At 52.8% G+C, this 15,529-nt stretch carries 7 protein-coding genes; 1 reads left to right on the forward strand and 6 read right to left on the reverse strand.

Annotated features, from left to right (window positions below; genetic code table 11):
* Positions 1-27 precede the first annotated feature (27 nt).
* From ACQ76X_RS14555 to ACQ76X_RS14580, 6 genes are all read right to left on the reverse strand, one after another.
* Positions 28-7,404: a pectinesterase family protein gene (locus ACQ76X_RS14555; RefSeq protein ID WP_438494779.1), complete on the reverse strand. Its 7,377-nt coding sequence runs from the start codon at positions 7,402-7,404 to the stop codon at positions 28-30.
* Positions 7,405-7,479: 75 nt separating this feature from the next.
* The gene (locus ACQ76X_RS14560) at positions 7,480-9,066 is read right to left on the reverse strand and encodes a glycoside hydrolase family 43 protein (RefSeq protein WP_438494781.1); all 1,587 of its coding nucleotides are present in this window, start codon (positions 9,064-9,066) and stop codon (positions 7,480-7,482) included.
* A 33-nt stretch (positions 9,067-9,099) separates the two neighbouring features.
* Positions 9,100-10,467: a glycoside hydrolase family 28 protein gene (locus tag ACQ76X_RS14565; RefSeq protein WP_438494783.1), complete on the reverse strand. Its 1,368-nt coding sequence runs from the start codon at positions 10,465-10,467 to the stop codon at positions 9,100-9,102.
* A gap of 10 nt (positions 10,468-10,477) precedes the next feature.
* A complete protein-coding gene (locus tag ACQ76X_RS14570; RefSeq protein WP_438494785.1) occupies positions 10,478-11,632 on the reverse strand; it encodes a glycoside hydrolase family 88/105 protein in 1,155 nt (384 codons plus the stop codon).
* A 102-nt stretch (positions 11,633-11,734) separates the two neighbouring features.
* On the reverse strand, positions 11,735-13,282 hold the full coding sequence (locus tag ACQ76X_RS14575; RefSeq protein ID WP_076113187.1) for an extracellular solute-binding protein: 1,548 nt from the start codon (positions 13,280-13,282) through the stop codon (positions 11,735-11,737).
* 85 nt (positions 13,283-13,367) lie between these two features.
* Positions 13,368-14,309 (reverse strand): ABC transporter permease, encoded by a 942-nt coding sequence (locus ACQ76X_RS14580; protein ID WP_438494863.1) that lies wholly within the window; start codon positions 14,307-14,309, stop codon positions 13,368-13,370.
* A gap of 295 nt (positions 14,310-14,604) precedes the next feature.
* Here ACQ76X_RS14580 and ACQ76X_RS14585 point away from each other — a divergent pair, with 295 nt between their 5' ends.
* Entirely contained in the window at positions 14,605-15,489 is an 885-nt protein-coding gene (locus ACQ76X_RS14585) for a carbohydrate ABC transporter permease (protein WP_438494788.1), read from the forward strand.
* The last annotated feature ends 40 nt before the right edge of the window (positions 15,490-15,529 follow it).

Here is a 15,529-nt window from a genome sequence, read left to right on the forward strand (position 1 = left end):
GTGGATGACAACGGATTGCTTAAGAAATTACGGTCTTAACAGGAACAAATGCTGTACAATAACTGCCGCCTGCGCCCGGGAAGCCTGCGCTTTAGGCGCATAGCTGTTATTGCCTACGCCTTGAATGATCCCCGCTCCGCTCATGGCTTGAACAGCTGCCAGTGCGTATTCGGAAATGTTGGACGTATCCTTGTATGCAGCGGATTGGCCCGAACCCTGAAGCGGCAGATGGGCCTGCCGGGCTGCGCGGAATGCAATCAGCGCCATTTCCTCACGGGTGATGGGTGCGTTAGCACCAAAGGTTCCGTCCGGTCTGCCCAGTACGATACCCAGCTGCTGGGCTGCCGCAACGAAACTGTAAAACCAGTCCTCCGGTGCAGCATCGGTGAAGGTGCTTGCCGCTTCGCTATCGTCCAAATCTAACGCCAGCATCAGCATCTTCAGGAACTCTGCCCGGGTTACCTTCAAGCTCGGCCCGAAAGTATGTGTATCCGTCCCCTCAAGGATTCCCCTGGCGGCAAGTGCTTCAATACTACCCTTCGCCCATTCCAGTCCGGCAATATCGCCGAAGGTACTCTCTGCAAAACCTGCAGCATATTTACTGAAATGCGCCGGACTGAAGTCCACTTTCCCGGTCAGCAGATTGTATTTGGAATTTCTGATGACCTCCGCCTGACCCTTATCAAGGATATGATAAATGACTATTCTCTCGGCTGCAGCTGCATCCGGACGGTCGTAGTTCAGCGATACCTTCAGGCCGCCGTCAAATTGCTTCACCGGCTGCCCGTCAACGGAGAAGCCCAGTTCATAGATATTTCCAAGGTTACCCTGAACCGTAATCTGTTCACTGCCTGATTTGGCAACAGTAAATGTAAGGCTTGAGGAAGCCGATCCGGCTGCCTGTCGAATAAGTTCCGCATCCAGCCGGAAGCTGGACAGTCCCAAGTCTATCTCCACCGTCCGGATTCTCCCGGAGACGGCTTGAACCATTGCCTGCGCCGGCAGCGTCAGCTGAACGGCAGTGGTATCCGCAGGGGAGCGCACTTCAATCCGGAGTGTATCCGTCTGAACGGCTTCCACCGCCTTTGTGATCGTTATTGCGGATAGCTCTGCCGTGGCTTTTCCATTCACATTTGCTGCCAAGGAGACTGTAATTCCATTGACACCCGCTGCAATTTGCGGCTGTTTGTCGGTTGTCACGGTAGACGGCAGATTTCCACCCGGCTGCGGGGTCTGACTACCATCCTTGATGTCCAGATTCATCGTCCCCGCCACACCCGGACTATCACTGGAAGCTGCCTTCACGGTGATCTTTCCGTCAGCTATTGCAGTGACCAGCCCCGTTTCCGTAATGGTTGCCCTGACCGTAGAGGAACCGTCGGCATTATACACGGACCAAGTAACCGTAGTACCGGAGGTGCCTACGGGTAGGACAGCCGCATGCATTTGCAGCTTTTGCCCGGTCTGCAGTACACTCACATTGCCTGCAGAGGTGACGTGTATCCGGGTAGCAAGTATAGGAATGACCCGGACAAAAGCCTGCACTTCGTGCTTAATCGGGAAATTCAGGAACCCATTCGATCCGCTGAAAGAAGCGAATTTCAGTGGCACTGAAATTTCAGCTGCCGTCTCCTTGGCCCGGAAGCTGATTTCGATAAATTCCTTGGCGTCGGTCAGAGCAACTCCCTCCGCCGCTGCTGCACTGACACTGAGTTGCCCCGGATGATCTGCGGAGATAGGACTAAGCGTAATCCCCTCAACGAGACTCCGGGCGGAGATGAATTCTATCCCAGCCGCAGCATAATCCAGCATAAAGTTCGCGGAGTATACCGACTTGTAGACGGAATCAGTAACATTGGCAATTCCGACCCGATAGGCAAATTCCTGCCCGGGCGACACGGTGACAGGCCCGTTCAGCGTCGCCGAAGGCAACCCGGCCGCAACCTCCTCCTGGCCGCTGATTACAATCTCCAAACTGCCGCTGATTTTGCTGCCGTCGAGCGCAGCCGCGGTCACTAGAACGGTCCCGTTTGCTTTTGCCGCAAGCATCCCGTTCTCATGAATGGAGGCCTTAGGGGTAGAAGTCATTCCGTCAGCCTCCGTCACGGTCCAGTGCACGTTGCGGTTGGCCGCATTCTCTGGAAGCACAACTGCCTGGAGCTGAAGAACGCCTTTATCCGTTTCGATCGTCTTCCTGCCCTCTTTACCACTTACAGTAATGGAAGAGACCTTCTCCCCTGGCACGTGAGATTGGCTCAAGAGGCGCATCGGCGGCTGCGGATTCCAGCCGTCGCTGCCGGCCAGCACAGCCTGAACGGTAATGGCCTGCGCCTCTTCTGCCGTTAATTGCTTGGACCAGCTGTAGCGTGCGGCTGCGTTGGCCCCCTCGCCATAGCTCATATACTCGGAGAAACGTGCCGTCCGGGAACGGCCTTCATACCATTCATGCCAGCCGCTTGGCTTGATGTGGACTCCCATATCCGTATTGATGAAGGTGGAGCTGCCATAGTCTCTCCACGGTCTGCCCAAATCCACGCTTCCCGCGGCTACCCCTTCACCGGCAGTCAGGCGGTTATTCAGGAATACATATCCCGGTTTACCTGCTTCCGTGGAAGGAGCAGTTACATAGCCGGCGCCCGCGCTTTGAATGACATTGTTCTCGAACACTGCAGCGGCGTTGCCGAAGATGAAATCCACAGTCCCTTCAATATGGCTGTCCACGAAATAAGCTCTTCCTTTATCTGCGAACAGCGTATCCTGATAGCCGAGCAGCTTGACGTTGCGGTATACGCCCCGGTCCCCTTCGGCATATAGGGCTACAGCCTGCCCGGCAGTCCGGCCAGCACTGTTCTGAACCGTCATATTCTCCAGCGTGAAATCTGTTGCCGCCACTTTAAGCGTATAACTGCCGCTGGTGCCCATTTCTTTGCCGTCCGGCCCTATCGTCTTGGCCGAGTCTGCGTTGACGAGCAAGGTGCCTTCCCGGCTTTCGCCGATGATGCGCAGATTCTTCTTGCCTGCCGGCACCAGCACCTTCTCTGGATACGTTCCGTTCTTCACCTTGATGATCGTCGTGAGCGTGCTGTTATCGGGTGAAGCCAGGATTGCTTCGTTGAGGGTCTTGTAATCTCCCGCTCCGCTCTGATCGACTACCATAACCGGGGCCGGAACCGCGCTGACTGCCATGGACGGAAGACTTGCCACGCCTCCGCTGCCGTCAACGGCGATTACCGCATAATCATAAGCGGTTCCATTTGCCAGTCCGCTATCAGTATACGCTGCTTCACCGATCCCTTCAGCAACGACCCTATACTCGCCGCCAGTCTCCGAACGGATAATCCGGTAGCTGCTGTTGCCTGCAGATGCAGTCCAGCTCAGCTTCACTTCCCCGTTGCCAGGTTCAGCCGTAACCCCTTGAGGAATTCCGGGCTGGCCGGCGTTCTGGAACGGAACCGTTCCGGCTGCATCCGATGCCAGCCCGCTGCGGGTGCCTGCGGCGGCGGCCACCTTGTAATAATATGGCGTACCATTCGCCAGTCCGGTATCGGCATAGCTGGTGCCGCTGACCTCGGCAGCGAGCAACTCATACGGGCCTTCCGGCGACAATGCCCGTGTTACTCTATAGCTCTGCGCGTCCCCGACGGCCGTCCAGTTCACCTTAACGGCACTATCACCGGCCTGGACGATTACTTCAGGCGTTGCCAAGGCCGGGAGCGGCTGTGCTTCCACAGGCAGTGAGTCCTCACCCTCCCCGGCAACATTGACCGCCGAGATGACGAAACGGTAAGTTTGCCCGTTGGTTAACCCGCCGATGCGGTAAGCGGTATCCGTGAGGCCCTCCGCCACCGGTTCATAGCGGTCCGCTGCTGCATTCCATTGCTTGACGGTATAGCTTTCCGCATATTTCACCGCATTCCAGCTCAGCTCTAGCTGGGCATTCCGGCTTACCGCCGCAAGCTGCTCCGGTGCGGGCAATTTCACTGCCGAAGCGGAAGGGGTTATGCTGATTTCATTGGAGTTGCCCGATTCACCGGATAGAGCCACGGCAGTAATAACGTAATAATACGTGGTTTCATTGGTGAGCTCCTTATCCACATAGGAAGTATCCGTAATGGCACTGGCAACCGTATCATAGGGGCCGCCGGCCGCAAGTGCCCGTTTAACATTATAGGAAGCCGCCCCTTCTAGTGCAGGCCATTTCAGCTGCGCTGCTCCGTTGCCGGGAAGACCGGTTAACCCGAGCGGCGTTGCGACTGGCTCCACGTAAACTTTCAGATTATCCAGATAATAATTGCCGGACCCGCCGCCCGGTGTTTTGGACAGGATCCGTCCGATACCATATCCCGCAAAATTTGTGGTGGTAAACGGAAAAGAGCCTGCAAGCTGGTTGTCGATATAGACCTCGACTTCATCACCCTGCACATCCACCTTCAGCTTCAGGTTATACCACTGGTTCAGTGCGTAGGCGCTCATCAGCTGATGGTATTGGCTGCTCCCCCTGCTCATCGTCAGTGTGTATTTGCCCGCTGCGGCCGGAAGCGTCGGTTTGCGGCTCTCAATGGAGAACGCGGTTTTGCTTCCATCCGCACTCTGGGCCTGCAGGAACACTGAAGTGCCCGATTCCGCAGCGAACATAAAATCGGTATCAATCACCAGCGCACCTGTCATTGGCGTGAACTTGCGGATAAACTGCACATTGCCGTTCGCGGAATCATACACATTCAGCACTTGTGCCGACGTGTTTCCCTTGCTTCCGGATGGTGTGGCAGACACAACCACTTTTTGCGCATCGGTCTGTGGATTCGGAGATACCTCATAATACTCGGGCGTGGTGCCCGCAGCCACCCGCTCGAAATCCTCATCCACATAATAGATATTGCCCGCTTCAGCCTTAGGCTCGGCATTCGCCTCGTCCGAATCGAAGCTTTCACCGAATTCGTTCACGGCACTGACCGTGTAATAGTAGGTTTTTCCCGGACTTACATCAAGATCGGTATAGAGGTTGCCTGTGTTGTCTTTGTTTACCAGCGTATAGGGCCCGCCCGAAACCTCACTTCGTTTAATGCTGTAGGTCTTGGCAAAGGGCACCGTCTCCCATTTCAGATCCACCTTCTTGCTGCCTCCCGCAGCTGTAAGTCCGAGGGGTGTTGCCGGGTACTTATCGTCAAGGGTTTTCAGTTCCACACCGCTGAAGCGAGAGATATTATAGCGGTTGACTTCGTTATCCGCCTTGGCAGCATCGGCGGCAAGACCCATATAAACCGTCTCTTTCAGCCCAAGGTTCACTGTGCCCACCTTGCTCCATGCCACCTTATCCGGCGAGACCAGCCCTGTCACTTCGTCGCCAAGCCGGACCAGCTTCACCCAATAAGGGGTGGTGATAAAACTATCAGGTTCCGTCCTAACTACCTTGGCCCCTGTAACGGAGCGGGTAATCAGAACTCCTTTTTTGCCATATTTCACATAAGGAATCGCCATCATAGCCATCTTGGCATCAGGCTGCAGGCTGTCGCGGATCATCACTCCCGCTTTCGCATCGTCATCTGTCGCCGTTACGGAATCAATCTTGGCAATCAGTTCTCCGTTGCCCTCCAGGGTCTGATAGGCAAAGTGGAAGTTATCCTCCGTTTTAACACTCTCCGAGGTGGCACCAACCAGCCCCGCCGATTTAACGGTGACCTGCCCGGTCTCTGCATTAACCGAGGTATGTCCGGCAATGCCCGGATTTCCGATATCCGCTGAGGTCCATGGACCGGTACTGCCTGAGGCATTAACATGAACTGCAACATTGTCTGACTGCGTCTTAAGGCCTTTGTTGTCGGTGGCCTGAACAACGAGATAATAAGTTCCGTCCTGCACATTTTTCCATTCGAAGCGGTAAGGCGCTGTGGCAGCTTCTCCCTGCTTCACACCATTTACGATAAATTCAACCTTGGCTATCCCGTCTTTGTCGCTCGCAGAAGCCGTTAAGGTTACATCACTGCCCGCCTCCAGAATCTGATTGTTGGTTGGATAACTGATAGCGGTTACAGGATTGTCGGTATGTTCTCCGCTTGCTGTGGCCTGAACAATCAGATCATTCAGATAAACTTCAAGATTGGTGTAGCCTTCACTTGACAGCGACGTTCCGTTGCGGTCGGCAGGATCGGACGGCGACAGGCCTCTTGCTGTTTCCCAGGCGTCGTCCATTCCGTCATGATCCTGGTCGACCACCTTTGAGGCAGTCTCCGGGTAGTCGGGATACCCGCCAATTTCCAATGGAGAATTGATATGCTGTCCGGTACGGTTCTTTACATCATTCATCACACGCGCATCGTAGGCATCCCGTCTCGGCAAAGTGGCTCCGGCATCGGCTAGAACATTCGCATACGCATCGCTGGCCGACTCTTCCACATAAGGGTTCGGCATCACTGCCGGCTCCGCCAGCTTTGAACTGTCCGAGTAGCTCTGAACGCCTTTCCAGTTATCCGCTGTGACCTCCGGACTGCCGTCCATCACATTTCCTGCCAGATACAGCTTCGTAACCGGCGCTACTTCCCCGAATAACTGCTTTTTCACGCTGCTGTAAGTATTGGGGCCATTTTTATAATAGTTGTTGCTGATATTGTACAAATAACCTTCAGCTCCGCCGCCATAGGTCGATGCGAAACCCCAGTTGTAAATAATATTGTTCGTCATTTCCGTCAGATCGACCAGCCTCGTTATCGTGGGCAGTCGGGGATTGCGGCTGGTACTATGGGCAATGAGGTTATGATGATAGCTGGCATTTTTGCCGCCCCAAATGCCGCCGTAGCCGTGCCGCCCTTTATGATGGCTGGTCATCAGCATGCTTTCTGCGGAGATCGACCATTGCACCGTAGTATTCTCGTTGTCGTACAGGCTGACCACTTCATCGACCGACCAGCTGAACGAGCTGTGGTCAATGATGATGTTCTTGTGATACCGCGAGCCGAAGGCATCATCTTCACTGACGACCCGGTCTCCAAGTCTAAAGCGCATATAACGCATAATGATATTGTCGGCTTCTATGGATGTCGTATAATCGGCTACGGTAATGCCATCGCCCGGTGCGGTCTGGCCGGCAATCGTCAGATTGGAGCCGGTGATCTTCAGCGACTCCTTCAGACGGATCGTTCCTCCCACACGGAATACGATCGTCCGGTTGCTCCCGCTTACCGCATCGCGGAGAGAACCGGGGATCGGCGTTTCGTTGCGCCCGTAATCAGCCAACGTTGTAACCTCATACACAGCCTGTGCCCTGCCGCCGGTTACATATTTGCCGCCGCCCTCTGCACTAGGGAAAGCGGGAAGCGCTTCCAAAAGTGCGGCCTCAGCAGTGCCAAATGGAACACTTGTCGCAAGGAGACCGGCTATCAGCAGCTCCGCCAACCATTTTTTCTTCATACAAAACCTCCTAGGTTATATGAGAATGCGGAGAGCTCCGGCAGTTGCCGGAACTCTCCGAAAGTGAAGCCTTCTTTATGCCCTCCCTTGATAGCGGAAATACGAGAAATCGGCGCTGCTGCCTCCGAACTGCCCCATATCATGCGCAGCAATACCTACGAAGTTGCCTGTGAAGCCTCCAGACAGGAAGCTTATATTATATTCTCCGCCCAGCGGCTTCCACGCCGCTGCTTCACCGGCGAGATACATAAACTGCGCGTTCACTTCGTTCACTTCCACTGCAATCTGCACAGTTTCACCTGCATTCAGATCAATAATTACAGGCTCGGCAGTAAATTCATCAGCCGCGCAGCGCATCAGCCGCAGTACTTTACCGTGCCCTTCTTCATGGCTGATATAGGCGTACAGATAATTATCTTCATTGAGGTACAGCAGGAGACCGGCCATCTGCAGATAGCTGGCTGGCTCCGCTTCAAGCGCTGTCTCTGCGCGGAAGCTGCTGTCCGTCTGGCGGATGGCCAGGATATGGTGCCGGAACAGGCTTTGCACCGATTCCCCGGCCCTGATCCGCAGCCATCCCGGTCTTTCCGCCAGAGAACACCAGCTTTCATCTGCCGTTATCCGTAGCGTATTCCAGTTCTTCTTCAGCGCCGGGCCGCTGAAATCATCCTCGAAATCCAAGGCGCGGTTCTGCTTCCCGACCTTCGTTCCTTTCGGTGCCTGCACCTCCAGCAGAGGCGTGCTGCCCCCGGAGGTCAGCCGCAGCCAGCCGTCTTCGGTCCAATATACCTGCTGCAGGGCGGTTTCACGCCCGAGAATGGCATATTCACCCTCCAGCGGACGTGTGCATAAATGTGCCATATACCATTCCCCGTCCGGTGTCTCGACCAGACTGCCGTGACCGGCGCATTGCAGCGGCAGCTCAGGATTATTGCGGGAGGTCAGCATCGGATTGAGCGGATCTACTTCATATGGTCCAAGCAGTGAAGTGGAACGCGCCACAGTTACAGCATGGCCGGAGCCGGTCCCGCCCTCCGCGGTAATCAGGTAGTAATAGCCGCCGCGCTTGTAAATATGCGGCGCTTCGGTCTTCTTGAGGTCGGTGCAGTCGAAGATTTTGACCGGTTCACCGATTAACCGGCGCTGCTCCGGAGCGTATTCCTGAATGACGATGCCGGAGGATTTATTGCCTTCGGTGATGCGGTAATCCCATAGTTCATTCAGCAGCCATTTCCGCCCGTCCTCATCATGATACAGCGACGGATCAAAGCCGCTGCTGTTCAGATACACCGGCTCACTCCAGGGTCCTTCGATGTCCGGGGCGGTGATCAGGTAGTTATGGCAGTCCTTGAACGGCCGTTTCGTGCTCTTCACATCTGTATAGATCAGATAAAACAATCCATCCTGATAGCTGAGCTGCGGCGCCCAGATGCTGCAGTTCTTCGGATTTCCCCTCAGATCCACCTGATGGGTCAGAATATCCGTACAATGCTCCCATTCGGCCAGATCTGCGGACTGGTACACCCGCACACCGGGCAGCCATTCAAACGAGGATACCGCGATATAATACATTTCTCCTGCCCGTACCAGGCAAGGATCCGGGTTAAAGCCCCTTAGTATTGGATTCTGTATAATGCCGGTCTTCGTGTGCTCTGAAATCATTCCCTGGCTCCTTCCGTTTGTCATGTTCCAATATCATTCTTCCAGACCGCTGAGATCCTCCTGTGAAGGGGCTACCGTCACCTGCTGCACCAGATCCTCCGCTTGACGCGTGTTTCTGGACTGGCAGCCGGTGATTTCCACCTCTTCCCCGTTCTCAATATAAAACGCCGGCCCTTCATGATTCTCTACCGTTACCTGCCGGAAGCGGATATCCCTGACATTGCCGAGATAGAAGCCGCGGTTATTCATCTCCTGAATCCCGGACATCATTGCCGGACGCCCCGGAACGGCATTCTCCGCCATGGAGATATCGATATCGGAGAAGGTAATTTCCGAAATATATTGCTCTGCCAAACCGTAGAGAAAACCTGCTGCCGCATGAACCTGCCGTGCGGTAATATTGGCAAAATGAATCCTTCTGAAGTTTGGAGTTTCCTCCGTCACCGGATAGGGATTTTTGTCCCAGACATATTTGTCCTTGCCGCGTGGACCGCAGAAGTAATAGAGGTTCAGGATAAACGGACAGATCACGTCCTCCATCACAATGTTGCTGACACGGATGTCTTCGACCACACCCCCGCGCCCGCGTCTGGACTTCAGCCGGATGCCGCGGTCCGTCTGCTTGAACACGCAGTTGCTGATGACGACATTGCGGATATCGCCGCTCATTTCACTGCCCAGCACCACACCGCCGTGACCGTGAATCATGGTGCAGTTCGTAATTGCAATATTCTCGCAAGCAATCCGTTCCTTCGTGTCCTCCGTTCCCGCCTTAATGGCGATGCAGTCATCGCCCACGTCGATATGGCAGTTGCTGATCCGTACATTAACGCAGGATTCCGGATCAATGCCATCCGTGTTGGGTGAATCGGCCGGGTTGTGGATCGACAGATTATCAATGGTTACATCCTGGCAGCGGATGGGATTGACCGTCCAGCTTGGAGAGTTTACCAAGGTCAAATCTTTAAGCGTAACCCTGTTGCAGCCGTCGAAGCTGATCAGCTTCGGCCGGGGATACTGCAGCTCTTCGGGGGAATTGCGCTGCTTCTCCCACCACGGCCCGCCGTTACCATCCAGTTTGCCGCCGGTCACTGAAACGTTGACCAAGTTCATGCCGAAGATGCAGGAAGCATGAACCCCACGCTTCACTCCCTCCCAGCGGGACTCCACTACTGGATAATCCTCAGGGTCCGAGCTGAAGGAGAGGACAGCACCGGGGCTTAGACGCAGTTCGATATTGCTGCTAAGAATGACCGCGCCTGTACGATAGGTGCCGGAAGGAATATAAACAGTACCGCCCCCGGCTTCGCTCGCCGCTTGAATCGCCCCGGCAATAGCAGCCGTCGACAGCTCCGTGCTGTTCTTATGTGCTCCAAAATCATCAATGCTATAAAATGACATATGGCTTCACCTATTCCTTCCCGGCGGCCGGACGCTGCAGGAATTCGTACTCCCCGCAAGCGAGCAGGAATGCGCCAAGCCCTTTTTGATCATTGGTGATGATCGGCTCACTGATATAGTAGGCGTAGCTGCCGTCTCTCCGGTCATCCCCGCCGAGTCCGGCGACTTGGCAGTTTTTGTTCAGGTTAACCCAGCCGCTGTTCGTCACAAGCACGAATTCCGCGATCAGCCCCTGATAGGCGCGGTCCAGCGTTTCGAGCCAGCTGTTATCCAGCAGACCAAGCCGGATGCCCTTGGCGATCGCATAGGTAATCATGCTGGAAGCGGAGGCCTCCAAATAATTGCCTTTGCGTCCACCCTCATTGACAACCTGATACCATACCCCGCTGTCTTGATCCTGATACTTGCGCAAAGTGGAGAGCGTATCTTGAAGAATACTCACCAGCTTGCCGTAATCGGCATGTTCGGCAGGAAGCATCTCAAGCACATCGGCCAGCGCCATCACATACCAGCCCAGGGAGCGCCCCCAGAAGTTCGGTGACAGTCCGGTTTCAGGATCGCACCACGGCTGAACACGCTGTTCATCCCAGGCATGATACAAGAGTCCCGTGTGTTCGTCCTTGGTATGGCGCGCACAAAGGATGAACTGGCGGGTTACATCATCCAGACCTTTCCCTTCTTCGAAGGCGAGCAAATGTTCCAGATAGAAGGGTGATCCCATATACAAGCCATCAAGCCAGATTTGGTAGGGATAAATTTTTTTATGCCAAAATGCACCTTCCGAGGTCCGGGGATGCGCTGTGATTTGCTTTCTTAACAATGCGGCTGCCTTTTTGTATTTCTCCTGGCCTGTTTCCCGGTGAAGAACGAACAGCAGCTTTCCGTTATTGAGATGATCAATATTGTATTCTTCGAGCCGGTAGCCCTTCACTGAACCGTCTTCCCCGATGAAATAGTCCATGTTTTCCTGAATATAATGGTAATACTTCGCTTCACCGGTCTGTTTCCACAGCAGTTCGAAGCCCTTCAGAATAACACCGTAATCATAAGACCACTTGCCCTGATACCCTTTGTCCTCATATAATCTAGGCGTCCGTTCCATGATGGAATCCGCCATCTTTACTGCCCAGTTCAAGTTTGCTGAAGATTTATTCGTGTTTGCCATGTGTTCCTCCTTGGTTGGATAAAATACGGTCCTATCCGCCATCATCGGCGGATAGGACCTCTTTGCTATGCTTAATTCATAGTTCCGGCAGCTTTCGCTGCATTAAGGGTTAACTGCTTTGTAAGCAGCTTCGTATTCGGTAATAATCTTGCTGCCGCCTGATTTCTTCCACTTTTCAATCTCGGACTTATAGCCGTTCAAGTCGATTTTACCGAGAATATATTTATAGGTGGCATCCGTAACAATCTTTGTCAGCTCAGAGCCTTGGGTTGTGTGGGTCTCGGATTCCAGCGAAAAGGCAGGATTAAGTACCCCATACTTGGCATTTTCTTCGATCAGCCGCTCGGCTTCAACCTTGAGCGGATCGGAATCATGAATCTTATATCCGGTTTCTTTCACACGGGAGGACGCGAACGGCTGCACTTCCTGCTGCCAAAGATCGGCATCTTTAATAGTAACAGCCATATCGGCATCCACCGTATAATGAACATCCTGAATACCGTAAGTCATGAGGGCGTAGATTTCATCGCTCATGGTATCGTTCACAAATTGCAGAATACGCTTCAGCTCTTTCTCATCCTTAACTTCCGATTTCGGGAAGGACAGCAAGCCGCCGATGCCGTTGGCGCCCGCCCAAATCGCACGGTCCGCTTCATTGCCCGTTGAGGTGATGTCATTGACCATAACCAGTTCCATGTTATCCTGGATACCCTTGGACATTTTCATCAGGTTTTTGCTGTCAAACAGAGCACCTACATAAATTCCGGCTCTACCTTGTGCAAAATTCTGCTGCTGGTCGGTTTTGGCCGTTACGGCAAAGTCTTGGTTGATATAGCCGCCTTCATACAAAGCTTTCATATAATCCATGGTTTTAATGTAAGATTCCGTATCAAACTCCGGTGTCATCTTGCCCGCATCATCCACAGCCCAGATGTTTGGTGTTCCGAAGTAAGAGCCTAATGTTTTGAACGCTCCGTAGACGAGGTCGCTGCGGTCCATAAAGCCGGTTGTATCCTTTTTGCCGTTGCCGTCAGGGTCCTTCTCCGTAAACGCTTTCGCAACTTCCATCAGTTCGTCTGTAGTCTTCGGCACTGCTAGACCCAGCTTATCCAGCCAGTCCTTGCGGATAACGACACCATTTCTGGCTACCGCTTTCTGGAATGGGATGCCATATAGCTTTCCTTCGATCGAGGCCGAAGTCCGGGTTTCCTGGGAGATCGCCGCAAGATTCGGGAATTCGTCTAGATAAGGACTCACTTCCCAGAACACGCCCGCTTTCAAGGCATTGCGGACCGAAGAGTTATCGAGGATCGTCAGGGTGACCATATCCGCGAGGGAATCAGAAGCGAGTGCGGTATTGATGCGTTCTTCTTTGGATGGATCCGGAACCCAGGAGAATTCAATTTCCGTATTCGTCAATTCTTCAATTTTGTTCAGTACAGTGTCTGTTGGCGGTGATGCCGTATGCAGCATGTTCATCCAGCTAATCTTGGCTTTGGCAGTCGTTTCGGCTGCTCCGGATGAATTTGCTCCTGCATTCGTAGCTTCAGCCTGGCCGTTATTAGCGTTATTGTTGTTACCTCCGCAAGCTGTGAGCACAAGCCCGCTGCATAGCATCAAAGCTGCCAGCTTCTTGTAATTGCGATTCATGTACACTACCCCTTTTATACATAATGGTGTTGCTGTATCTTCCACCCCCGCCAAGAAGGCGGAGGTTGAATTCAGTGTGTATTGTTTAATATACGCCGTCTTCTCCGACCTTCTTAGCCAGCTTGTTTGACAGCATGACAAGGACGAGACCAACCACGCCTTTGAACAGGCCGACAGTAGTACTGAAGCTCAATTGGCCATTCTTGAGACCGGCGGTGTATATATAAGTATCGAAGATTTCGCCAGCTTCGCGGTTCAGGGAGTTGATTAAGAGATACATGTGCTCAAATCCAAGATCCAGCGTATGTCCGATTTTCAGAATCAGCAAGGTGATGATTACCGGGCGAATCGCCGGCAACGTGATATGCCAGGTTTTGCGCAATCTCCCTGCACCATCCATCTCCGCAGCCTCATATAATTGGGTATCTACTACAGTAATGGCTGCCAGATAGATAATGGTCGACCAGCCAAGCTCTTTCCAGATGATCTGTCCGATATACACGGTGCGCAGCCACTCTGGCGAAGTCAGGAAGCTGATCTTCTGTCCGCCCATCGCGGCAATCATCTCATTCAGTACCCCGCCGTCCACATTCATGAATACATAAGTAATGGAGACAATGATAACCCATGACAGGAAATGCGGGATATAAATGATGGTCTGAACCACACTCTTGAACATTTTGTTCCGGACCTCATTCAGCATCAGCGCCAGAATAATCGGCAGCGGGAAAAAGATTACAATATTTAGCGCAAACAAGATGAGTGTATTGCGCAGCAGCATAAAGAAGGTAGGTTCCGTAAACAAACGGACGAAATGCTTGAGCCCCACCCAAGGACTTCCCGTGATGCCCAGATACGGCTGATAATCCTGAAAAGCGATAATCATTCCGCCCATAGGCAGGTACTTAAAAATTACAAAATACAAAAATCCCGGCAGTATCATCAGATACAATAACTTGTGTCTTTTTAAACTCAGCAGGCTGTGCGGGGTTCGCTTTCTCCTCACCGGCGCAGCGTTCAACTCCATGGTGACATTTGCCTCTTTCAATGTTCGGCCTCCTTGATCGCGTTTCTTTACGATTCCCAGATTACGGTCATTTGCCGATTACGTATATAATCATTAGTTACGAAGGAGGCGTGAACCGCGCTGTCATGCTGTTTTTTTAGCTTCTACCCCTTAATGGGATTACTATAATACATAAAGATCATGCCCCCTATCAACCCGTTTTTCTAACCTAAATAAAGCCATTGCTAATGATTATATACGGAATACAGCGCCCCTGATAAAGTTTCATTGAAACGATTACAAGGAGGAAAACCGTATGGCGCAATCATCATTCAAAAAAGAATCTCTGGGCAACCGGCTGTTTACCATAGTAAACACCACCCTGCTGTCACTCATTTCACTCATCTGTCTTTTACCCTTTATCAATGTATTTGCCAGCTCCTTTGCCTCAACACAGGAAGTAGTGGAGAAGAGATTCATTCTGTTCCCGACCACCTTCTCCCTGGACGCTTACCGCTATATCCTGTCAACTCCTACGATCTTTAAAGGCCTGTCCGTATCCATTGGAGTCACTCTGGTAGGTACGGTGGTAAGTATGGTTCTTACAGCTCTGATGGCCTACGGATTATCCCGCAGATATTTATATGGAAGAAACTTCATCAATTTTGTTGTGGTGTTCTCCATGCTGTTCAGCGGCGGTATGATCCCTACCTTCCTCGTTGTTAAATATTTCGGACTCATTGATTCTTACTGGTCGCTGATTTTTCCCGTGGCCATCAATGCCTTTAACCTGATCATCATGCGCAACTTCTTCCAGGCGCTTCCGGACAGTCTGGAGGAGTCAGCCAAGATCGACGGCTCTAATGATTTTGGCGTATTCCTCAAAATCATGCTGCCGCTTGCGATGCCTTCGATTGCGACCCTCTCCCTGTTCTACGGGGTGGCTTACTGGAATACTTACACTACCGCCCTTCTCTATATCACAGACTCTGTGAAATGGCCGATTCAGGTGCTGCTGCGCCAGATTGTTATCGTCTCCAGCGGGATGCAGGGAGAGAATACTTCAGTCGATGTCATTCCTCCTCCACAAACGATCAAGATGGCAGTTATCGTTGTTGCCACCGTCCCGATGCTGATTGCTTATCCGTTTGTGCAGAAGCACTTCACGAAAGGTGCACTGCTGGGCGCGGTAAAAGGCTGATATGCTATAAGCTTCGCCTTCTCACAACCTACAAGCAACG

The organism is Paenibacillus sp. IHBB 3054, from assembly GCF_051594305.1.
Lineage (GTDB): Bacteria > Bacillota > Bacilli > Paenibacillales > Paenibacillaceae > Paenibacillus_AQ.